The organism is Rhodococcus sp. 05-2254-2 (genome assembly GCF_002259095.1).
Lineage (GTDB): Bacteria > Actinomycetota > Actinomycetes > Mycobacteriales > Mycobacteriaceae > Rhodococcoides.
Genome location: NZ_NOZJ01000008.1, coordinates 253,458 through 276,270, shown reverse-complemented (window position 1 = coordinate 276,270; position 22,813 = coordinate 253,458). Strand labels below are relative to the sequence as shown.

Annotated in this window: 16 protein-coding genes; 5 read left to right on the top strand and 11 right to left on the bottom strand. The window is 65.8% G+C overall.

The genetic code is table 11. The features are described 5' to 3' along the window. Positions 1–19 precede the first annotated feature (19 nt). The 5 genes from CH283_RS11390 to CH283_RS11370 form a co-directional block, all read right to left on the bottom strand. The gene (locus CH283_RS11390) at positions 20–649 is read right to left on the bottom strand and encodes a TetR/AcrR family transcriptional regulator (protein WP_306437437.1); all 630 of its coding nucleotides are present in this window, start codon (positions 647–649) and stop codon (positions 20–22) included. A gap of 28 nt (positions 650–677) precedes the next feature. Continuing rightward, positions 678–2,849, bottom strand: a complete 2,172-nt coding sequence (locus CH283_RS11385) for a 3-hydroxyacyl-CoA dehydrogenase NAD-binding domain-containing protein (protein WP_094638975.1) — start codon at positions 2,847–2,849, stop codon at positions 678–680. Between the two features lie 41 nt (positions 2,850–2,890). Continuing rightward, the gene (locus tag CH283_RS11380; protein ID WP_094638863.1) at positions 2,891–4,099 is read right to left on the bottom strand and encodes an acetyl-CoA C-acetyltransferase; all 1,209 of its coding nucleotides are present in this window, start codon (positions 4,097–4,099) and stop codon (positions 2,891–2,893) included. A 34-nt stretch (positions 4,100–4,133) separates the two neighbouring features. Then, positions 4,134–5,294 carry an acyl-CoA dehydrogenase family protein gene (locus CH283_RS11375; protein WP_094638862.1) on the bottom strand — a complete coding sequence of 387 codons (1,161 nt, stop codon included), beginning with the start codon at positions 5,292–5,294 and terminating at the stop codon, positions 4,134–4,136. Between the two features lie 117 nt (positions 5,295–5,411). Further along, on the bottom strand, positions 5,412–6,110 hold the full coding sequence (locus CH283_RS11370) for a FadR/GntR family transcriptional regulator (RefSeq protein ID WP_094638861.1): 699 nt from the start codon (positions 6,108–6,110) through the stop codon (positions 5,412–5,414). A 210-nt stretch (positions 6,111–6,320) separates the two neighbouring features. On the opposite strand from CH283_RS11370, the gene CH283_RS11365 reads away from it, so the two are divergent. From CH283_RS11365 to CH283_RS11345, 5 genes are all read left to right on the top strand, one after another. After that, the gene (locus CH283_RS11365; protein ID WP_068054349.1) at positions 6,321–7,691 is read left to right on the top strand and encodes an SLC13 family permease; all 1,371 of its coding nucleotides are present in this window, start codon (positions 6,321–6,323) and stop codon (positions 7,689–7,691) included. Between the two features lie 212 nt (positions 7,692–7,903). Continuing rightward, positions 7,904–9,103: a CaiB/BaiF CoA transferase family protein gene (locus CH283_RS11360; protein WP_094638860.1), complete on the top strand. Its 1,200-nt coding sequence runs from the start codon at positions 7,904–7,906 to the stop codon at positions 9,101–9,103. Then, positions 9,100–10,602, top strand: a complete 1,503-nt coding sequence (locus CH283_RS11355) for a carboxyl transferase domain-containing protein (RefSeq protein WP_094638859.1) — start codon at positions 9,100–9,102, stop codon at positions 10,600–10,602. Before CH283_RS11360 ends, CH283_RS11355 begins: the two co-directional genes overlap by 4 nt. Before the next feature lie 94 nt (positions 10,603–10,696). Continuing rightward, positions 10,697–11,449, top strand: a complete 753-nt coding sequence (locus tag CH283_RS11350; RefSeq protein WP_094638974.1) for an IclR family transcriptional regulator — start codon at positions 10,697–10,699, stop codon at positions 11,447–11,449. Positions 11,450–11,516: 67 nt separating this feature from the next. After that, entirely contained in the window at positions 11,517–12,692 is a 1,176-nt protein-coding gene (locus CH283_RS11345) for a 4-hydroxybenzoate 3-monooxygenase (protein WP_094638858.1), read from the top strand. A gap of 8 nt (positions 12,693–12,700) precedes the next feature. On the opposite strand, the gene CH283_RS11340 is transcribed toward CH283_RS11345, so the two are convergent. The 6 genes from CH283_RS11340 to benA all read right to left on the bottom strand — a co-directional run bounded on the left by CH283_RS11340 (position 12,701) and on the right by benA (position 22,788). Next, positions 12,701–13,948 carry a benzoate/H(+) symporter BenE family transporter gene (locus CH283_RS11340; RefSeq protein WP_094638857.1) on the bottom strand — a complete coding sequence of 416 codons (1,248 nt, stop codon included), beginning with the start codon at positions 13,946–13,948 and terminating at the stop codon, positions 12,701–12,703. Further along, a complete protein-coding gene (locus tag CH283_RS11335; RefSeq protein ID WP_094638856.1) occupies positions 13,945–15,306 on the bottom strand; it encodes an MFS transporter in 1,362 nt (453 codons plus the stop codon). The genes CH283_RS11340 and CH283_RS11335 overlap by 4 nt, the downstream gene beginning before the upstream one ends. 151 nt (positions 15,307–15,457) lie before the next feature. Continuing rightward, positions 15,458–18,148 carry a LuxR C-terminal-related transcriptional regulator gene (locus CH283_RS11330; protein WP_094638973.1) on the bottom strand — a complete coding sequence of 897 codons (2,691 nt, stop codon included), beginning with the start codon at positions 18,146–18,148 and terminating at the stop codon, positions 15,458–15,460. Between the two features lie 60 nt (positions 18,149–18,208). After that, positions 18,209–20,923 (bottom strand): benzoate 1,2-dioxygenase electron transfer component BenC, encoded by a 2,715-nt coding sequence (gene benC / locus CH283_RS11325; protein WP_217901109.1) that lies wholly within the window; start codon positions 20,921–20,923, stop codon positions 18,209–18,211. Beyond that, positions 20,913–21,419, bottom strand: a complete 507-nt coding sequence (gene benB / locus CH283_RS11320; protein WP_094638854.1) for a benzoate 1,2-dioxygenase small subunit — start codon at positions 21,417–21,419, stop codon at positions 20,913–20,915. Before benB ends, benC begins: the two co-directional genes overlap by 11 nt. Position 21,420: 1 nt before the next feature. Further along, positions 21,421–22,788: a benzoate 1,2-dioxygenase large subunit gene (benA, locus tag CH283_RS11315; RefSeq protein ID WP_094638972.1), complete on the bottom strand. Its 1,368-nt coding sequence runs from the start codon at positions 22,786–22,788 to the stop codon at positions 21,421–21,423. Positions 22,789–22,813: the final 25 nt, after the last annotated feature.

Sequence of the window (22,813 nt, the reverse complement as noted above, 5' to 3'; positions counted from 1 at the left end):
GCCGAAATGGATTGTCCGGCTAACGGTCTCGGGCGTCGTCCAGGGAGCGCGCCGTGCCGAGGACGGTGACGAGCACGTCGGTCAACAGAATCTCGACTTGCTCGCGCGTCAGTGTGCCGCGCACCAACCATTCGCGGCCCGCGGCCTTGACCATGCCGCCGAACGCGCGCACGGCCGAGGTAGCGATTCGACGGTCACCGCCCCTGCCCTCGAATGCTGTTGCGTCCAAGACGCGTTCGGCGGCCAGGTCATCGGCCTCGTCCAGAATCTGAGCAACCTGCTCGTCGACACCCGATCCGCTCGCCACCGACACCCAGGCAGTACCGTGCGTCTCGATGACGCCGACCAGCCAGTGGACGCTGCCCCGGGCCCGGTCCTCGAGCGAGCCCGTCGGCAGGTGCACGTCCTCGATCGGCGGCACGGTGACCAGGAAGCGAACGCACTCGAGGTACAGGTCGCGTTTGCTCCCGATGTAGTGGTGGATGAGCCCGCGTGCGACGCCGGCCGAGGCAGCGACGTCCGACATCGAGACCTCGGCATAAGGCTTGTCGCCGAACAAGCGAACGGCCGCGGCCAAAATCTGCGTCCGTCGCTCGTCCGGTTCCAGTCGATTCCACTTGGGTGTACTTGCAGCCGGCATGGTTGTCATGATTGCACCGAACCGACGTCGCGAGGCGTCAGAGGTACCGCTCGGTGCGTGAGCGCAGTGATCTCGGCACGACGAACCGATCTCCGTACCGTGCCCGCAGGTGGTCGGCCCGCTCGACGAATCCCGGAATGCCGCCGTCGAACTGATTGACGAACTGGAGCACGCCACCGGTCCACGCGGGGTAGCCGATGCCGAGGATGGAGCCGATGTTCGCATCCGCGACGGTCCGCAGGACACCCTCGTCCAGGCATGCGATCGAGTCGAGCGACTGCGCGACCAGCATGCGATCCATCATGTCCTCGAACGGAATTCCGTGATCGGGACGGTGACAGTGCTCCACCAGGCCCGGCCACAATCCGGCTTTGGTGCCGTCCTCGGTGTACTCGTAGAAGCCGCGTCCGGCCTTGCGTCCGGGGCGATCGAATTCGTCGACCATGCGATCGACCAGGGCATAGGAGTTCGAGACGATCCACGGTCGACCATCGGCGCGCGCGGCCTGCGCCATGCCCTCGCGGATGTGCCGAGACAGGGTCAACGAAATCTCGTCCATCAGAGCCAGCGCTCCGGACGGGTAGCCCGCCTGAAGAGCTGCCTGCTCGACGGTGGCCGGGTGCACGCCCTCGGCGACCAACGAGATCGCCTCGTCCATGAACCGGCCGATGACGCGGGTGGTGAAGAAGCCGTGACTGTCTCCGACGACGATCGGAGTCTTACCGATCGAGCGAACGAAGTCGAACGCGCGGGCCAGCGCGGAATCGCTGGTGTGATCTCCCACAACGATTTCCACCAGCGGCATCTTGTCCACCGGGGAGAAGAAGTGCGTGCCGATGAAGTCCGCGGTGCGCGAGACTCCCTGGGAAAGTTGGGTGATGGGCAGCGTCGAGGTGTTCGAGCACAGCAGTGCGTCGGCGGTCAGGTACTTGTCGACAGCCTCGAAAGCACCCTGCTTGACGGCGGGATCCTCGAACACGGCCTCGACGACCAGATCGCATCCCTCGGCGTCGGCTGCATCGGAACTGGGTGTGATGAGCGCGAGAACCGCGTCGGCGTCGGCTTGGGTCTTGCGTCCCTTCGCCACGGCCTTGCCGAGAATCGAACGCGCGTAGTCTTTTCCACGCTCGGCGGAGTCGATGGAGACATCGCGCAGCACGACGGGAACCTGAGCCGAGGCGACGACGTAGGCGATGGCTGCACCCATCATTCCCGCACCGATCACCAGAACCTTCTCGGGTACTCGGCGCGGCTTGGCGGTCGGACGAGAGCCACCCTTGTTGATCGATCCCAGATCGAAGAACATCGATTGGATCAGATTGCCCGAGACCGCTCCGCAGGCGAGCGAGGTGCAATGCCGGGTTTCCACCAGCGAGGCCGACTCGAACTCGAGCACCGACCCTTCGACGGCCGCAGCAACCACCGCGATCGGAGCGGGCATCGGGGCACCCTTGACCTGCTTGCGTACCGTTGCCGCGAAGGCAGGCAGCTGCGCAGCAACTGCGGGTGAGGCCGCGGTGCCGCCGGGAATCGTGAATCCCTTCCTGTCCCAGGGCTGTGACGCGTCGGGATTGGCGAGAATCCAGGCACGTGCACGTGCCATCATCTGCTCGTCGGTGTCGACGACCTCGTCGATCAGTCCGAGTTCGAGGGCCTGCGTCGGCCGGTACCGCTGGCCCTGGCCCACCACCTGTGTCAGAGCCTTGACGATGCCGAACATCCGAACCGTCCGGGTGACGCCGCCGGCCCCGGGGAGGAGCCCGAGAGTGACCTCGGAAAGCCCGAAGCGAGCTCTGCTGTTGTTCAGCGCAATTCGATGATGGCACGCCAGTGCGATCTCGAAACCGCCGCCGAGTGCGGTGCCGCCGAGCGCAGCCACGACCGGCTTGCCCAGCTTCTCGAGGCGACGAAACTTGTCCTTGGTGAAATCGAGGGCGTCAGCGATCGCCGCGTGGTCGGACGGACCGGCGTCGCGCAGCAATTCCAGATCGCCACCGGAGAAGAACGAATCCTTGCCCGAGGTGACGATGATGCCGTCGAATGCGTCGAGGTTGGTCTCGAGCCAGTCGACCGTCTGCTCGAGCGATTCGCCGAACGCGGTGTTCATCGTGTTGGTGGACTGCGTGGGGTCGTCCATCGTCAGCACGAGTACGCGGTCGGTGCCGATCTCGCCGGTGATCGTGGGGGTCCGCAGAGTTGCTGTGGTCATCGAGGTCCTCGTCCTCGGGTCGTTGTTCTCTCGCGTGATGGTCACAGGCGCTCGATGATGGTGGCGACGCCCATTCCTGCACCGATGCAGAGCGTGATCAGTGCGTAGCGCTCGTCCCGGCGCTCGAGCTCGTCGAGGGCCATTCCGGTGAGCATCGCGCCCGTTGCGCCCAGTGGGTGGCCCATCGCGATCGCGCCACCGTTGACGTTGATGCGCTCGTGGTCGATGTCCAACTTCTTCGCGTAATTGAGCACCACCGAAGCGAAAGCCTCGTTGACCTCGAACATCGCGATGTCGTCGAGAGTGAGCCCCGCCGCAGCCAGTACCTTGTGGGTGGCTGGAACCGGGCCGGTGAGCATCAGCGTCGGGTCCGATCCGGCGACGACACCGGCCACGACGCGTCCACGCGGGGTCAATCCGCCTGTGCACCCGGCTTCTTCGGAGCCGATCAGCACCATCGCGGTGCCGTCGACGATGCCGGAGGAGTTCCCGGCGTGGTGCACGTGATCGACGCGCTCGACCTCGGTGTACTTCTGCATCGCGACGGCGTCGAACCCGGCGAGCTCGCCCATCTGGGCGAACGACGGTGTCAGGGCAGCGAGATCGGCCGTGGTGGTCTCGGGTCGCATGATCTCGTCGTGATCGAGCATCAGCCGTCCGTTCGCGTCGAACACCGGGATGACCGACTTCTCGAAGTGGCCCATCGACCAGGCATGCGCCGCACGCTGCTGGCTGCGCACCGCGAAGGCGTCGACCTCGTCGCGGTCGAACCCCTCGATCGTCGCGATGAGGTCTGCACTGACTCCCTGCGGTACGAAGTAGCTGCCGTAGTTGGTCAGCGGGTCGCACGGCCAGGCGCCGCCGTCCGCGCCGAGCGGCACCCGAGACATCGATTCGACGCCGCCTGCGACGATGAGCTGATCCCAACCGGACCGAACACGTTGCGCCGCAGTGTTGACGGCCTCCAGACCCGATCCGCAGAAGCGGTTGAGCTGAACGCCGGCAACGCTGTCCGGCAGGCCGGCAACCATCGCGACGGTTCGGGCGATATCGCAGCCCTGATCGCCGATGGGGGTGACGACACCGAGCACGACGTCGTCGATCATGGCCGGATCGAGCTGCGAGTGTCGAGAGAGCAACGTGGACAACGTGTTCGCTGCCAGATCGACCGGTTTGACGGTGTGCAGTGAGCCGGAGCTCTTGCCGCGGCCACGTGGGCTGCGAACCGCGTCGTAGAGGAATGCCTCCATGAGGTGCCTTTCTGGGCAACAAGATTGCCGAGTTCTACAGGGAACGGGAGATGAGGTCTTTCATGACTTCGTTGGCACCGGCGTAGATGCGCGCGATGCGGCCGTCGACGAACATGCGGGCGATGGGGTATTCCTCCATGTAGCCGTACCCGCCGAAGAGTTGCAGGCAACGGTCGACCACCTCGAACTGTCGGTCGGTGGTCCAGTACTTCACCATCGCTGCAGTGGTGACGTCGAGGCTGCCCGAGATGTGCTTGGCCATCGCGTCGTCGACGAAGGTACGCACGACGCGGCCGATGGTGGCGCATTCGGCGAGCTCGAACTTGGTGTTCTGCAGATCGAACAGTGTTTTGCCGAACGCGCTGCGCGACTTGGTGTATTCGACGGTCTGCGCGACGGCGGCATCGATCATCGCGGCGGCGGCGATGCCGCAGATGAGGCGTTCCTGGGGGAGTTGCTGCATCAACTGCGCGAAGCCGCGGCCTTCTTCTTCACCCAAGATGTTGCCCGCGGGGACACGAAGCCCGTCGAAGGTGAGTTCGGCTGTGTCCTGGCCTTTCTGGCCGATCTTGTGCAACACGCGTCCGCGGTGGAAGCCCTCGGTGTCGTCGGAGACCTCGGCGACGAGCAGCGACAGTCCCCGGGCTCCCGCGGACGAATCGGTCTTGGCGGCGATGATGATCAGATCGCAGTGAGCTCCGTTGGAGATGAACGTCTTTCCGCCGGTCACCACGTAGTCGTCGCCGTCACGTACCGCGCGGGTGGTGATGCCCTGTAGATCCGAGCCGGTGCCCGGTTCGGTCATGGCGATGGCACCGATCCACTCTCCCGAGCACAGCTTCGGCAGCCACTGCTGCTTCTTCTCCTCGGAGGCGTAGGCCAGGATGTAGTGCGGAACGATGCCGCTGTGCACACCGAGCTGCATGGACGAGTCGCCGGAGCGCACCTGCTCGGAGAACAGCACCGCTTCGTGGCGGAAGTCGCCCCCGCCTCCGCCGTACTGCTCGGGTACCGACATGCCCAGCAGTCCGAGACTGCCTGCGGTTCGGTAGACCTCGCGGCTGGGGCGTCCGGCAGCCGCGAACTCCTCGCGGTGGGGCGCGACTTCCTTCTCGAAGAATCCTCGGGCGAGCTGTCGCACGTCGGCGAGCTCGGTGGTGAGGTCGCCGGGGGTGCGGTCTGCGAGTGCAGTCATGGTGGGTCCTTGGCTCGAAGCGCATCTGTGGTTTATTGGCGCTGTGCCAATAATGATGGCGCGGGGTTGCCGCGGATGTCAACCACAGGGTGCTGGCGGGGGACCGCTTCCGGAGCTCTAGCTGTCGACCGAACGCAGCAGTGCCACGTCCGAGACGAGTCGGATGTGGTCGGCCATGGCCCGTCCTGCCTCGGCCGGATCCTGATTGCGCACGGCCTCGGCGATGCGGCGGTGATGCTCGAGCGAGGCCTGGGGGCGGTCGGACTGCGACAGCGATTCGATGCGGGTCTCGCGAATGAGGCCGGCGATTTCCCCCATGAGCCGGGCGAGCAGCGGTGAGTGTGCCGCCTCGGTGATGGCGTGATGGAACAACTCGTCGCCGGAGTCTCCTCGATCGCCGTCGGTGATCTCGGTGGCCATGACGGACACGGCGTGGTCGATCGCGGCCATCTCGGCGTCGCTGCGACGCGTGGCAGCGAGTTCGGCGAGCTTGACCTCGAGTGCCTCGCGGGCCTCGATCACCTCGGGGAGCCGGTCTGCGTGCTCGCGCAGAGCACGAATTGCCATGTCTCCCACAGGCCGTCGTACGAGCACTGCGCCGTCGCCGTGTCGGACCGACAGGATGCCCTGTACTTCGAGGGCGACGAGGGCCTGGCTCAGGGATGCTCGACTGACCCCGAGGTGTCCGGCCAGTTCGCGCTCGGGCGGAAGTCGATCGCCGGGGTTCATCTCGCGGTCGGCGATGTGCTTGCACAGCTGTTCGACGATGACCTCGTACAGCCGTGGTCGGGTCACGGGGCGAATTTGCTCAGCCACTGTGTCACTCGCTCTCTGTTCCTCTGGACCTCCACCCTAGTCGCCGCCATGCGCGTAACAACGGACACATCGGGGGTTGACAAGTGATCCACTTCACTGGTTGAGTCCCTATTGACTCAGTGGCCAGTCCAATTAGCCACTGGAGATCCTGGGCAACCGAGATCCTGGGCAACCGCTCGGGTGACACCACAGACGGACCGGAGACCTTCGATGTCGACCGAGTTGATACCCATCCTTGCGCTCGTCGTCATGTTCCTCGCCGCAACCGTGTTCCCCGTGAACATGGGCGCGTTGGGGTTCGTGGCGGCGTTCTTCGTCGGAACACTTGCCGTGGGCATGGGTGCCGACGACATCATTGCCGGCTTCCCGAGCAGTCTGTTCCTCACGCTCGTCGGCATCACCTACCTGTTCGCCATCGCGCAGAACAACGGCACGGTCGACCTGTTGGTCCGCGGAGCCGTTCGACTCGTGGGAGGCCGAGTGGCACTCATCCCCTGGGTGATGTTCGGCATCACCGGAGTCCTGACCTCCATCGGCGCGCTCGGACCGGCCGCGGTGGCCATCGTCGCGCCGATCGCCCTCGGATTCGCCGCGCGCTACAAGATCAACGCCCTGCTCATGGGCATGATGGTCATCCACGGCGCGCAGGCAGGCGGATTCTCGCCCATCAGCATCTACGGCGTCACGGTCAACAACATCGCCGCCAACGCGGGACTCGTCAACAGTCCGCTCACACTCTTCCTCGGCAGCCTGTTCTTCAACGCCGCGATCGGCGCGCTGCTGTTCATGTTCCTCGGTGGCCGCTCCCTCATCGGACGCAGCGTGCACGACGAGGACGGCACGCGTCCCGACGGTGACACCGGCGGGGTCGGCGGTTCGGGTTCGCGGACGGTCATGCGCGGCTTCGGTGCGTCGACGCCTCGTCCGTCCGGTCAGACGGTCACGGTCGAGAACGCGCCACCTCTGGCCACCGCGGTCAAGGCCATCACCTTCGATCAGATTCTCACGCTCGTCGGCCTGGCCTCGCTGGCTCTGTTCGCCCTCGTGCTCGACCTCGACGTCGGATTCATCGCGATGACGGTGGCTGTGATCCTCGCTCTCGCATCGCCCAAGGCCCAGAAGGGCGCGATCAACCAGATCAGTTGGTCGACGGTGCTGCTCATCGGTGGCGTGCTCACGTTCGTCGGGGTGCTGCAGGAAGCCGGAACCGTCGAGTACGTCGGCGATTCGGTCGCCAGCATCGGCATCCCGCTTCTGGTGGCGCTGCTGCTCTGCTACATCGGTGCCATCGTCTCGGCGTTCGCGTCGTCCACCGCGATCCTCGGCGTCACCATCCCGCTGGCGGTTCCGTTCCTGCTCGCCGGCGAGGTGGGAGCCATCGGAGTCATCGTGGCTCTGTCCATCGCATCGACCATCGTCGACGTCAGTCCGTTCTCGACCAACGGAGCCCTGGTGCTCGCCAATGCCCAGGACATCGACCGCGACGTCTTCTACAAGCAGATCCTCAAGTACAGCGCCCTGGTGGTGGTCATCGGCCCGCTGATCGCCTGGGCATTGCTGGTCGTACCCGGCTGGATGTAGCGGTACTGCAGCTGAAAACAGGCGCTCGATGATGGCGGCACGTGTGTTCGACGTGCCGCCATCACGCGTCTGAGCTGGGCAAAGGCACGCAAATCGTTACTTGACATCGCCGTGGTTCGCTGTTCCAATTGAATTGGCTAGGCCACTGGCCCAGTAATCCAATCGGACTTCGAGTCCAGCTCCCACCCCGCTTCGACGTAAGGATCAATTCGATGCCCCTCAACACGACAGGCAGAACCGGACCGCTCGAAGGCACCGTGGTGGTCGATCTGACCCGCGCCCTGGCCGGCCCGCATGCAGCGATGATGCTCGGCGACCTCGGCGCAGACATCATCAAGGTCGAGACCCCGAAGGGCGGCGACGACACCCGCGTCTGGGGTCCCCCCTTCGTCACTCCGCGCGACGCCGAGCGCGAGTCGACGTACTTCCTCTCGGCCAATCGCAACAAGCGGTCCATCGCGCTCGACCTCAAGACCGACGACGGCCGAGAAGCGTTGGAGCACATGATCGAACGGGCAGACGTTCTGCTCGAGAACTTCCGCACCGGCGTGCTGGACCGCCTGGGCTTCTCGCCCGAGCGCATCGCCGAGATCAACCCGCGCACGGTCGTGCTGTCGATCAGCGGCTTCGGTCACGACGGACCCGAGGGCGGCCGATCCGGCTACGACCAGATCGCTCAGGGTGAAGCCGGGCTGATGTCGTTCACCGGCTCGGGTCCCGAGGACGTCCAGCGCGTCGGCGTCCCCATCGCGGACCTGCTGGCCGGAATGTACGGAGCCTTCGGCGTTCTCGCTGCACTGCGTGAACGCGATCGCACCGGCCGCGGCAAGGTCGTCCGCACGTCGCTGCTCGCCAGTGTCGTCGGAGTGCACGCCTTCCAGGGCACCAAGTGGACCGTCGCAGGCGAGGTCGGCGCGGCGCAGGGCAATCACCACCCGTCGATCTGCCCGTACGGATTGTTCCCGACATCAAATGGCGCAGTGCAGATCTCGGTGGGCAGCGAGGGACTGTGGCATCGGTTCTGCGAGGGCTTCGGCATCGACCCCGATCTGGAAGGCATGGCCACCAACCCGCAACGGGTGAACAGTCGCGACGACGTCATCGAACTGGTGTCCAAGATCTTCCGCACCTACGAGACCGAGCCGCTGCTGGCCCTTCTCGACGAGATCGGTGTTCCCGCAGGCAAAGTGCGCAACGTCCAGGAAGTCTACGAGTGGGAGCAGACCAAATCCCAGGGCCTGCTGGTGGACGTCGAACACGCGACGTTGGGCACGGTGACACTGCCGGGACCGCCACTGCGGTTCTTCGAATCCGACGGCACCGAGGTCACCGAAACCAATCACCTGGCACCGCCGGTGCTCGGTGCCGACGACGAGCTCGTCCGCGACTGGCTGAAAGAGGCGACACGATGACCAGAATGACCGCCCTCGAACTCCTCGATCTGGTGATCGATCCAGGCAGCTTCGACTCCTGGGACACCCCGGCGGCCGACTACGTCGTCGACGACGAGTACGCGAGCGAACTCGCCGCGGCACGTGAGAAGACCGGCCTGGACGAGTCCGTGCTCACCGGCTCCGCGACCATCCGCGGCCGCAAGGTGGCCATCCTGCTCGGGGAGTTCGCGTTCTTGGCCGGCTCGATCGGGGTCGCGGCGGGCGAGCGCCTGGTCAACGCCGTACACCGGTCGACCGACGAGCGGCTGCCGCTGTTGGCGCTGCCGACGTCCGGCGGAACCCGAATGCAGGAGGGCACGGTCGCGTTCCTGCAGATGGTCAAGATCACCGCCGCGATCACCGCGCACAAGGGGGCGAACCTGCCGTACATCGTCTATCTGCGGCACCCCACCACCGGCGGAGTGTTCGCGTCCTGGGGATCGCTCGGTCACGTCACCGTCGCCGAGCCCGGTGCTCTCGTCGGATTCCTCGGCCCCCGCGTGTACGAGGCGCTCTACGACGCGAAGTTCCCCACCGGTGTGCAGACGTCGGAGAACCTCCAGGCCCACGGGCTCATCGATGCCATCCGTCCGCCCGAACAACTCGGCGAGATCGTCGATCGAGCACTGCGGATCATGACCGACATCCCGCCCTACCGCCCACGCACCGTCGAGGCGCTCGAATGGAAGATCGAGGACGTACCCGCGTGGACGTCCATTCTGGCCTCGCGCAGAGCCGATCGCCCCGGGGTCCGTGAGCTGCTGTTCAGTACCGCGGCAGATGTGCTGCCGCTCAACGGAACCGGCCAGGGCGAGTGGGACCCGGGTCTGATTCTTGCCCTCGTCCGGTTCGGCGACATGCCCTGTGTTCTGCTCGGGCAGGACCGACGCGGTCAGACGACGAAAACGCCGCTCGGTCCGGCAGCGCTCCGCGAGGCTCGACGCGGTATGCGTCTGGCCCAGGATCTGAAGCTTCCGCTCGTCACCGTCATCGACACGGCGGGTGCCGCACTGTCGAAGGAGGCGGAGGAAGGTGGCCTGGCCGGCGAGATCGCACGGTGCATCGCAGACATGGTCGACCTCGAAACCCCCACGCTGTCATTGCTGTTGGGGCAGGGGACCGGCGGCGGCGCACTCGCTCTGGTACCCGCGGACCGCGTTCTCGCCGCTCAGCATGCGTGGCTCTCGCCGCTGCCGCCCGAGGGTGCGTCGGCCATCGTGCACCGCGACACCGCCCATGCCGCGGAGATGGCGACGAAGCAGGGAGTGCGCTCGCTCGATCTCTTCAGGGCAGGCGTTGTCGACATCATCATTCCCGAATTGCCCGACGCGGCAGACGAATCGCAGCAGTTCTGCGACCGGGTGGGTGCGGTACTGCACCGCGAGCTCGCCGAACTGATTGCTCAGGACCCATCGATGCGGATGATCGCCCGCGAGAAGCGATTCAACAGAATCGGCTTCGCGGCGGCCGCGGTGTAATTCCCGCCGAACTCGAAGTTATGGACGGTTTTCGGCCGAAATGTATCCATAACTTCGAGTTCGGCGGGTGGTCGGGGAGGCTATCGTCGTCCGGGTGGCGGGCAATGCGCGGGATCCGGGGGTGTCGGTGGCCTCGCGGCTGCTCGCGCTTCTGGCTGTGTTCGACGAGAAGACCCCTTCGCTGACGCTGTCCGAACTGGCCGACGGCGCAGGCCTGCCCATCGCCACCGCGCATCGGATGGTGCGTGAACTGGTCGACTGGGGCGCGCTCGTTCGCGGCGAGGACGGCCGCTACGTGGTGGGGCGTCGACTGTGGAAGCTGGGATTGCTGGCACCGGATCAAGCCGATCTGCGGGAGATCGCCTCACCGTTTCTGCACGACATCTACGGCGCGACACTCGCCACGGTGCATCTGGCCATTCGCGACGGCGACCAGGTGCTCTATCTCGACCGGCTTGCCGGGCACGCGTCGGTGCCTGCGGTCAGCCGGGTCGGAGCGCGCCTGCCCCTGTATGCGACCGGAGTCGGCAAGGTGTTGTTGGCCTACGCCCCGCGCGAGGTGCACGATCGCGTGCTGAGGAACCTGACCCGCATCACCTCGTACACGGTGACTCATCCGGGGAAGTTGGACAGCGAACTACGCCGAGTGCATCGCGAGGGGTATGCGCAGACGGTCGAGGAGATGACGCTGGGGGCGTGCTCGGTGTCCGTACCGGTCCGCGGTGAGGGCGAACGAGTGGTGGCGGCGTTGGGAATCGTGGTTCCGAGCATCGGACGAGATCGAGCCAGACTGGTTGCCGCTCTGCAGGTTGCCGCCCGAGGAATCGAGCGAAGTCTGCGGGGATGAGATCGATGTTTTCGTTGAGTGGAAACATGGTCTTGTTCGCGGCCCCGATGCGCGGTGTACTCGATGCATGCGTACACAGGTCGCCATCATCGGTGCAGGGCCCGCGGGTCTGCTGCTGTCCCACCTGCTCGGGGAGCAGGGAATCGACTCCGTTCTGATCGAGTCGCGCACGCAGGAGTACGTACTCTCGCGCATTCGCGCCGGCATTCTCGAGCACTCGACGGTCCAGTTGCTCGACGACCACGGCCTGGGGGAGCGGTTGCATCGCGAAGGCCACGAGCATCGCGGAATCTATCTGCAGTGGCCGGAAGAGCGGCACCACATCGACTTTCGCGACCTGGTGGATCGAAGCGTGTGGGTGTACGGGCAGACCGAGGTGACCAAGGATCTCGTTGCAGCCCGGGAGAAAGCAGGCCAGCAAATCTTCTACGACGTCTCCGATACCGCGTTGCACGACGTCGAGTCCGACTCCCCGTACGTCACGTTCACCGATGCCTCGGGTACTCCGATGCGGATCGACGCGAATGTCGTTGCCGGGTGCGACGGTTCGTTCGGTCCGAGCCGCGCTGCGATGCCGGACTCGGTGCGCAACACCTGGGAGCGAACGTATCCGTTCTCCTGGCTCGGGGTGCTGGCTGACGTCGCGCCCTCGACCGACGAGCTCATCTATGCCTGGCATCAGGACGGATTCGCCATGCACTCCATGCGATCGTCGACGGTCAGTCGGCTTTATCTGCAGGTGCCGAACGGGACCGACATCGCCACCTGGTCCGACGACCGAATCTGGGATGCGTTGGCACGCAGGCTCGGTCACGGTCAGGACGGTTGGGAGCTCACTCCTGGACCGATCACCGAGAAGAGCGTCTTGCCGATGCGCAGCTACGTGCAGACGCCGATGCGACACGGCAACCTCTTTCTGGCCGGCGACGCCGCGCACATCGTGCCGCCCACCGGGGCGAAGGGCCTCAACCTCGCAGTGGCCGACGTCGCCCTGCTGGCACCGGCGCTGACGTCACTGCTGGGCAAGAACGATTCCCGCGCCGCCGATGCCTACAGTGACGACGCACTCCGACGCGTCTGGCGCTGCACGCACTTCTCCTGGTGGATGACGACGATGCTGCACACCGGCGACGACCCGTTCGACGCGCAGTTGCAGCTCTCGCAGTTGAAATGGGTTGCTTCCAGCGAGGCCGGGGCAACGGGACTGGCGGAGAACTACGCCGGTCTGCCGATCGGATTCTGACCCGGGAACTACCGTCGACGATCCAACACGTAGGTCACCGCCACGCCGGCGACCAGTCCCCAGAACGGAGCCCCCAGGCCCGCGACGTCGGTTCCCGAGACGGTGACCAGCAGGGTGATCAGCGGCGCGAGTACCGGACGGCCGGTCGAATCGGAGAATGCGGCGGTGAAGGCTCCGCGCAGTGCCTCGAGCATGGCCAGACCGGCGAGGGCGGCGATGAACGTCGCGGGTACCACGGCCAGTCCGCGCACCAACACCGGTGCCAGTACACCCACGACGACAGCCAGTGCGCCGCAGGTCATTCCGGCGATGTACTGCCGCGACCGTTCACCCACAGCGACGAGCAGTGCGTTGGTGGGACCGGCGAGACACGTCGACACCGCACCGAGCGGTGCGACGAGAAGCGACCACACCCCGCACGCGATGGTGACAGCGGTCATCGGAGGTCGATGGCCCGCGGAGCTCAGGACGGCAGCGCCCTGACCGTTCTGCACCGCGACCACGGTGATGGCGAGCGGTATCACCAACTGCGCCAGTGCCGCCCCACTGAACGACGGCGCAACGAGTTCGGGCAGACCGATCAGAGGGAGCTCGGCCGCGGGGCCGGTCAGTGGGGTGTATCCGCCGGTCGCCGCCAGCGCAGCGAGACCGGCCACCAATGCCGCCAGCACCGGCGGTATGCGCCTCGACCAGACATCGGATCGTGTCAGGGCCAACCACGCCACGACCATGGTGCCCGCGACCAGTACGTTCGACGAAACGGACTGCACCAGTCCGGTTCCGAACGACAGGAACGCGCCGGCAACCATCGCCATCACCACACTGTGCGGCAGAAAGGCCATCAGCTTCGCGACGACACCGGTGGCACCGAGCACGATGATGAGAACCCCGGTCGCGAGATAAGCCCCGACGACTTCCGGCCAGGTCAGCGACGCCAGCGACTGACCGACCAGGACGGTGCCCGGAATGGTCCAGAAAAAGCTCAGCGGCATTCGGTAGACCCAGCTCGCCACCAGGGTGAGAATGCCGTTGAGCACGAACACCCCGAACACCCATGACGCCGTCTGCGCGGCGGTGAGCGAGCCTGCTGCCGCGGCACCCATGATCACCGCAACGGGCCCGGTCGCGCTGAACAGCACGCCGGTCGCCCCTGCACCGACGTACAGCCCGCCGAAGTCCGCGCGCAGAGCACGCAGATTCGGCGGGCGACGTTCCGGTAGTTCGCTCGAGGTCGGCCTCTGGAAAATATCTGTCATTCAGCCACTTTCACCGGTTCTTCGATTGCTGGATCGGATCGACGCAGTGCCCGAACCGCAGGGACGGCTGTGGTGACGAGAGCTCCGAGTAGGGCAACGACGGCGAAGATGTAGAACGCCTGCGAGGACGCGATTCCCGCACCGAGCAGGATACCGCCGAGCAGCGGCCCGAGAATGCCGCCGAGGCGTCCGAAACCGGCGCACCATGCGACGCCCGCCGCCCTGGCGGTCGTTGGGTAGTAATTGGAGACGAAGCCGTAGATCAGCACCTGGGTGCCGATAGCGCCGATTCCGGCACCGGCCACGGCGACGAGCAGTACGCCGAGTGGGAAGTTCAACGTCAACAACACCAACGACAGTGCGGCGAGGCAGAAGGTGGCGGCGATGACGCGCTGTGGTCCTGTCCGATCGGCGACGCGAGAGGCGATCAATCCACCGATGATGGCACCACCGTTGAGCACCAACAGGAACGACAGTGAACCCTTGGCGTTGTATCCGGCCTCGGACATGATCTGCGGGAGCCAAGTATTGAGTCCGTAGGTCAGCAGCAGGCCGGAGAAGCTCATCAACCCGAGGAGCGCCGTCGGGCGCAGCAGTGGTTTGCGGGCGAGCGCGGCGAATCCGACGCGATCGCCGGCGACGGCGGGCTCGGCCTCGGGCATCGGGATTCCGGTCTTCGCGCAGATCTGCTGGGCATCGGCGACGCGTCCGTGCGCGAGCAACCACCGCGGGGATTCCGGCATACGGAGCACCGCTAGGGGCAGCAGGATGAACAGCGGCAGTGCTCCGATCCAGAACAGTCCGCGCCAACCGATGGTGTCCTGCAGGGCGATTGCGGCCAGAGAAGCCAGGACGCCGCCCGCGGGGATACCGCTGTAGACGATGGCGTTGAACAGATTTCGACGGCCTGCCGGTGCGAACTCGGCGATCATCGCGCCGACCGTGGCGACGAGTCCGCCGACTCCGATTCCGGTGACGAATCGAAGGATTCCGAAAGCGGTGATGTTCTGGGCCAGTGCGGTGGCCCCCATCCCGACCGAGAACCACACGATGCACGTCAGCATCGTGCGCCGACGCCCGATGCGATCGCCGAAGGCTCCGGCTGTCAAAGCACCCACCATGACTCCGATGAGAGCGTACGAGCCGAGGGCACCGGCCTGCTCGGGGCCGAGAGCACCCAGTTGGGTCGAGTCGGCCAGCAGTGTCGGCAGGACGGTTCCGTACACGACGAGGTCGTATCCGTCGAAAACGATTGCTGCGGTGGAGAGTGCGACGATCCAGATCACGCTACGTCGGTGACGGTCGCTGGCCCAGCCGGCGGCTGCGCTGCGGGGCGTCGGAATTGTCGGTGAGGTCATCGACTGTCCTTCGGTAGAGGGCCCGTCGTGGCGGGCGAATGCGGCACCCGGTCGGTGCAGTACGGCAAGTGTGTCGCACTGTGCCCTGGGTCACACCGGGTAAATGCCTAGGATCGACCCAGGGTTCGTGCCGAAAAGCACTGTTGCACAATCATGGTGGCGTGCTCTCGGATGCGCGGGCCGCGGCGAGTTCGGAACGGGATCGAACGCCGAGCTTGGCATAGACACGCGTGAGGTGGAACTGCACGGTCTTCACCGACAGGAACAGTTCCGCGGCCACCTCTCGATTGGTCAAACCCGTTGCGACGAGGGTGGATACCGCGTCCTCCTGTGGCGTCAGCGCGTTGTGCGGCCGGTCCTTGAGGATTGCGTGCACTCCACCTGCCTTGAGCTCGCGGTCGCACCGCCGGACGTACGTCGTAGCGCCGAGGGAAAGGTAGTCGTCGCGGGCCGCGGTGACCACCACGTCGGCTTCGCGTCGCTTGCCTGCCCGCCGCAGCGTCTGGCCGTACGCGTAGTTCACCCGGGCGCGGTCGTACACCAGGGGCAGTGGCATGAGCGAATCCAAAGCATCCTCGAAAGATGCTCGTGCAGAATCCATGTCGCCCGTTGCGCCGTGCCATCTACCGCGCGCACACGCGAGCCGGGCATGTGCCGATCGGTGGCCGCGCTCTGCCACCCGGGCTTCGTGGGGAGTGAGGAAGGCATCGGCTTCGTCGAGCCTGCCCTCCACGATCAGCGCGTTGGCGTACACGTCCGGCCAGGCCCAGAAGCCCGGCTCGGAGACGTCGGCGTGTGCCCATTGCTGTGTCAGCGGACTCAGGGCACGCAGAACACCGGCATAGTCGGCCCGAGCCTCGGAGATCGCTGCGCGGCCCAGAGCGGTGGGGACGCGCATGATCTCGTAATCTCGAGCGCCGGATTCGCCTCGTCGTGAACTCGCCGCGGCGGCATCCCAGTCACCCCGAAGCGCGTGGATCTGCATGGCGGTCCACTGCAGGAGCGGGACGATGAGGGCGGCACCGGAACTGTCGGCCAGGTCGGAGGCGCGCCCGACTATCCGCAGCGCCGCGTCCCATTCTCCGGTGACGAAATACGTGCGGGCCAACCAGGCGTTGGCCCACAGTGCGATTCGGGTGGAGCCGCCGAGGAAGTCCGTCGGTGCCGCGGCTTCCAGTTCGGACCTCGCCAGCTCCACCGAGTCGGTGGCCAGGTGCAGCCAGCCGGCACCCATTTGCACTCGCTGTCCCACGGCTCCGGTACCGGCCTGTCCCCACAGATCCTCGTAGCTGGCCAATGCTTCTGCGACGCGGCCGGTTCCGGCCAGGCCGAGCCCCCGGATGGCCTGTGCTTCGACGGCAGTCGGATGGTCCGAGCCGACGAGTTCGACGGCGCGGTCGGCCCAGTACACCAGTGCGCCGCCGTCGCAACGGGCGAGATTGTGCAGTACCTGGCGATGACAGATGACGGCGGCGACGTCGCGATCGTGGCGGGTTCGGACGAGCTGCCACGCCCGTGTCAATCGGGCGTCGGCCTCCTGCGGGCGGCCCCGCAGAATGGCGAGATAGCCGAGAACGGCGTTGCGGCTCGGTGTTTCGTGCAGACTCTCGATCTCGGCGATGTAGTCCGATGCTCCGCGAACGTCACCGGCACCGATGAGGGCGTCGACGCCGCGCACGAGTCGATCCTCGCGCAGGCCTGCGTCGCCGGACGCTCGGCTCGAGAGCATGAAGAGCCTGGCAGCGGTAGCCCATTCTCCGGTCCGCGCGCGTTCTGCGGCAAGTGATTCGAGCTCGCCGGCCATGTGCGGCTCGGGTAGGAGCGCCGCCTCGGCCCGGTGCGCAAGCCGATCGGCCGGGTCGGCTTCGGCGGACGCCGCGGCTCTGTGGACGTCGGCGATGCAGGTTCTGCTCATGGTGGCCAGTACGGCTGCGCGAATCATCCCGTCCGGGCACTCGAGCAGGGTGATACCCGATCGACGGCGCACGAGAACAAGGCCCAATGCCTCCGCCAGATCGAGTGCAGCACTGGGATCGTCGATCTCTGCTACCTCGCGCACTGTCGAGACCGGTCGAGCGCCATCGAGCACGGCCACGGCCTGCACCAACCGAACTGTGTCCGAGGAACTCTTGCTCAGTGCCGCTCGCACCGATGCCTGCACGTACTCGGGTGCGGGTAGTTCGGGCCGCACGCCCGTCCACATGTGGCCGGGCAGTTCGGACAGCAGCGCCGACACCTGTTTCGGGCGGCCACCCGTGTGCGCGGTCAGGTGCGCGGCCGACGACGGTGAGAGTATGACGCCGCGCAGCGCAGCGAGTTCTGCGACGTTGTGGCTTCCCAGCGGTTCGACGACGAACCGGGTATCGGCTGCGCGATCGAGTATGTCGTGCGATTCGATGCTCCCCGCGGGTAGAACTCGACGGATGCACACCACGGCAATCTTCGAGTCGCGGTGGCGTCGGACGGTAGAGGCAAGCACGCGAAGCGAATCCGCGTCGGCGTCCTGAGCGTCGTCGATCAACACGGCGGTCACCGAGGGGCCGTTGCTGCCTGCGATTCGCTCCGGCAGCGTCCGGCCGTCGGCGACGTCGATCTCGGGAAAGCACTGATGCGCGATCTCCCACGGTCTGCTCGTCTCCCACGGTACGGCGGACACCTGCCGGACGCGCGGGCGAGGCTCGGCCGCGTCGAGGCGGGCAGCCAGCTCTCGCAGCACAGCGGTCTTGCCGACACCCGCCGCGCCGTCCACGACGACGAACCTCGATCGGGCGTCGGCGTCCTGCACCTCGTCCACCAGCGCATCGAGCAGCTCGCCACGGGCAACGAGCGGCGCGGGGGACATGAGCTCACCGTAGCGGTGACGTGCGGGTACGTCCGGCAATCGAACCGACATCGCGCACACTCAGCCCGGGTCGCCGCCGGCGACGGGGAGCACCGTACCGGTGATGTACGACGCCTCGTCGGAAGCCAGGAAGCAGATCGCCGCGGCCTGCTCGTCCAGCGTCCCGTAGCGCTTGAGCAGGGACGAGTCGACGGTCTGATCGACGATGGCCTGGTACCACTGCTGTTCCTGATCGGTGCTCGGCGCAGGTCCGCGAGCGACTCGGCGCGGCGGTGCCTCGGTCCCTCCGGGCGCGGTCGCGACCACCCTGACCCCGTGCGGAGCCGCCTCCAGTGCGAGTGCGGAGGTGATGGCGTTGACTCCACCCTTGGCTGCGGCGTAGGGAACTCGGTGCACTCCGCGGGTCGCGACCGAGGAGACGTTGACGATGGTTCCGGTGCCTTTCGAGATCATGTGCGGGATCACCGCGCGACACGACCAGAGTGTGGGGAACAGCGAGCGCGAGATCTCCTTCTCGACCTGCTCCGGTGGGTATTCCGCGAACGGCTTCGCCCAGATGGTCCCGCCCACCACGTGGATCGACACGTCCACTCGTCCGTGCGCTGCCAGCGCCGCGTCCACTGCGCTCGACGCACCGGCCCACGTTTCGAGATCGGCCAGCACACTGGATGATTCGGTGCCGTCGCGGCCGAGCTCGGCGCTCAGTTCTTCGACGAGTTCGGATCGATCGGCCAGCATCAGGGTGCCGCCCTCCGCGGCGATCCTGCGTGCGACGCACTCTCCGATGCCCTGCGCGGCACCGGTGATCAGGACGACCTTCCCGGCGAACCGACCCGGGCTGACGAATCTGGGTCGCTTGCTCGCGGCCGAGTCGTGCATGGCGCGCTTCATCGTGGTCTTGGAGCGGTCGGCATGGTCGGCGATCAAGGTGCGGGCGCGTTCTCGGTCGCCTGCCTCGAATGCGTCGACGATGTCGAGGTGATCCTGCGCGCACAACGGGTCACACCACGTCGCATTGCGGAGCACGTCCTCCATTGCAGCTTCGACCCCGAGGGCCCGATATGCCTGCAGCAGATGCTCGTTGCGTGTCTGGGTGAACAGGTAGTCGTGGAAGGCGGCGTTGGTTTCGGTGTACGCGGCGGCGTCGACGAAGCGATCGCCGTCCACGTAGCGGGTGGTGGCCTCCGCGAGCAATCGGTAGCCCGCGATCTGCTGGGAGCTGAGCCTGCCGATGACCAACTCCAGTGCGCCGAGTTCGAGTGCGCGTCGGGCCTCGAACACCGCATCGGATTCGTGCACCGAAGGATGTTCCTCGCCGATCTCGTAGTCGACGGTGGCTGCGGCAGGCTCGACCCGGTCGAACAACGGCTCGATATCTCGGTCCGGCCATATGCGTTGACCGGCGACCGACTGGGCATCGGGTGTGACGGCGAGACCGTCCGAGGCCTCGTCGAGGGGGTCGGCATTACCGGTGCCGTGGGAGACGATGCGCTGGCGGGCGATCGAGGTGATGGCAAGGGCTTCGTCGCTCGCCGAGATCGCAGTGCCGGCGCGGAGGGGATTCTCGTCGCGAGCATCGAAGAGCGTTCGGCCGCAGACGGATCGAGCGTCGGTGGCAGGCCGGTCCTCGGTGACGAGGTCGTGCTCCTCCGCACCCGTCGCGGGAACCCGTTCGACCGCAAAGGGCGTGGTGTCCGCTGCAGTCGGCTTCTCGACGGGATCAGGACGCTCGACGGCCGGGGCAGACGGTGCGAACTTCTCGTAGTAGAAGCCGGTCGGTTCGATTCCCGACTCGGCGAAGTGCGCACGCACGGCCTCCACCATCGGCGGAGGACCGCACAGGTAGACGGCAACATCGCCGTCGTACAGGTGTTCCTCCCTCAGCAGCGACGTGACATAGCCCTTGTTCGCGGCCGTGCTGTTCGGATCCGACACACAGTGATCGAAAGTGAACGCATCGAGTTGCGAGGCGAGTGCGGCCAGCTCGTCGAGGAGTACGACGTCCTCGTCGGTGCTGACGCCGTAGACCAGATGCACAGGACGCGAGGATGATTCGGCCGCCAAGGTGCGCAGAATCGACAGGATGGGAGCCAAGCCGGTTCCGCCGGCCAACAGCAGCGCGGGCCGTTGCGCTTCCCGAAGGAAGAAGCTGCCGTGCGGCCCGGTGAACGAAATCTTGTCCCCGACGGCTGCGGCGTCGGCCAGGTAGGTCGACATCGACCCGTCGGGGGTCAGCTTCACCAGGAACTCGAGCTCGTCGGATCCGGACACGCAGCTGAACGAGTACGACCGGGTCTGCTCCGATCCTGGCACGGTGATGTTGACGTACTGGCCCGGTAGGAAGGTGAGTTCGTCGCCCTCCGGTGCCTCGACGGCGAGGCGGACCGTCGTCGGTGAGAGTCGATCGACTGCGGTGACCACGGTTTCGTGCGTCGCCGCTCGGGTTTTCGCAACCGCGGAGGTGCTGGCGATCTGGAGTACGAGGTCGGACTTCGGAGTCATGCTGCACGGCAGGCAGTAGCCCTGCTCCGATTCGCCGGCGCTGAGCGCGTCGTCGAGGTACGTGCCGCCGTCGAAGTCGCCGGATTCGCACAGTGCCTTGCAGGTTCCGCACGCCCCGTCCCGGCAGTCGAGGGGGATGTTGATTCGCGACCGATAGGCGGCGTCGGCGACGGTCTGGCCGTCGGAACAGGTGATGAATCGGGTGACGCCGTCCTCGAAGGACAGTGCGACGGAATGGCTCACGAGGGGTCTCCTTTCCTGATCAGAAGTGATAGATGTCGACGACGTGGTGGATGTAGTCGTTCTTGAGCACCACGGTCTTGCGGCGGATCAACGGTGATTCGCCCGAGAAGTCGATGGTGTAAAAGGACGTCCCGTAGTACGGATCGATCGTCTTGTACCGGAAGTACATCGTGTGCCAGTTGAAACGCACATCGACCAGGTCGCCTCGGCGTTCGATCACCTCGACGTTGCTGATGTTGTGACTCGTGCGCGGCTCGGGAATCGAGGTGGCACTGGAGCGCTCGGTGCGGATGCGGAACACGCGGTCCTCGAGGCCACCCTTGTTCTCGTAGTAGATCAGCGAGATGTCGGTCTGCGGATCCTCGGTGAGCAGATCGTCGTCGCCCCAGCAGGGCATCCAGTACTCGACGTCGTCGGCGTAGCAGGTGAGCCAGAGTTCGAACTCGCGGTCGTCGAGGTATCGGGCCTCGCGGTAGAGGAACTGCTCGATCGCGCTCTGCGTGATGCGAGTTTCGGTGGAGGTCATGTCATTTCACCCGGCTCTCGGTAGCTGTCCTGTCGATGGCGGCGAGCAGGGTGCTGCGCCAGTAGCCGTGCTGAACGGGGAAGAGTCCCTCGTCCTCGTTCTTGACTCCCGCGGAGATCACCCCGTGCATGTCCAGCGCTTCGGCCACTGGATCCGGCCCGGTCAGCCAGTGCTCGGCACCGCGGCTCATGTCGTTCCACGGCGCATTGGTCGCCTGGAACGTCAGCTGGCAGGAGCGGAATTCCTCCAGGTCGTCGGGGGTGGCCATGCCGGAAGCGTTGAAGAAGTCCTCGTACTGCCGAATCCGATGCGACCGAGCCTCTTTGCTTTCACCCTTGGGTGCGATGCAGTAGATGGTGACCTCGGTCTTGTTCGGCGCGATCGGGCGGAAGTGCCGGATCTGGGTGCTGAACTGATCCATCAGGTAGACGTTCGGGTAGAGGCACAGGTTGCGTGAGCCCTTCACCATGAATTCGCCCTTGGCATCGCCGAATTGCTCCTTGAGCGCATCCATCTGGTCCCACAGCGGCCGATCCTGGGGGTTGGCGGCCCACGTCCACAGGCACAGGTGCCCGTTGGGGTAGGACCAGTACCCGCCACCGGACTTGCCCCAGCCGCCTGCGTCGAGGGCCTTGGTGGTGTTCTTCGATTCGCCGTTGTTGCGCCGCGAGGTGGTCGCGGCATAGTTCCAGTGCACGGCACTGACGTGATATCCGTCGGCACCGTTCTCGGCCTGCACCTTCCAGTTGCCGTCGAAGGTGTAGGTCGAGGATCCCCGCAGTACTTCGAGACCGTCCGGTGATTGATCGACGAGCATGTCGATGACCTTGGTGGTGTCGCCGAGGTGCTCGGCGAGCGTCGACACGTCGTCGTTCAGGCTGGCGAACAGGAACCCTCGGTAGCTCTCGAACCTCGGCACCTTGGTGAGGTTGTGCGAGCCGTCGACATCGAACGTATCCGGATAGCCGGCACCTTCGGGATCCTTGACCTTGAGGAGTGTGCCGTCGTTGCGAAATGTCCAGCCGTGGAACGGGCATGTAAGGGTGGGGCGATTGTCGGTCTTCCGGCGGCACAGCATCGCACCACGGTGCGCACAGGCGTTGATCAGGCAGTGCAGCTCCCCATCCTTGTCGCGGGTGATGACCACCGGCTGACGACCCATGTGCACGGTGAAGTAGTCGCCGTTGTTCGGAATCTGGCTCTCGTGGGCGATGTAGATCCAGTTGCCCTCGAAGATGTGCTTCATCTCGAGCTCGAAGATCTCCTCGTCGGTGAAGATGCTCCGATTGGCTCGATAGATACCGGCGTCGGCATCGTCGATCACCGCTCCGTCGATGGCGGCGTGCGCCTGATCCAAGATTTCCGTCATGGTCGTGTCCTCGCTGTCGTTCGAT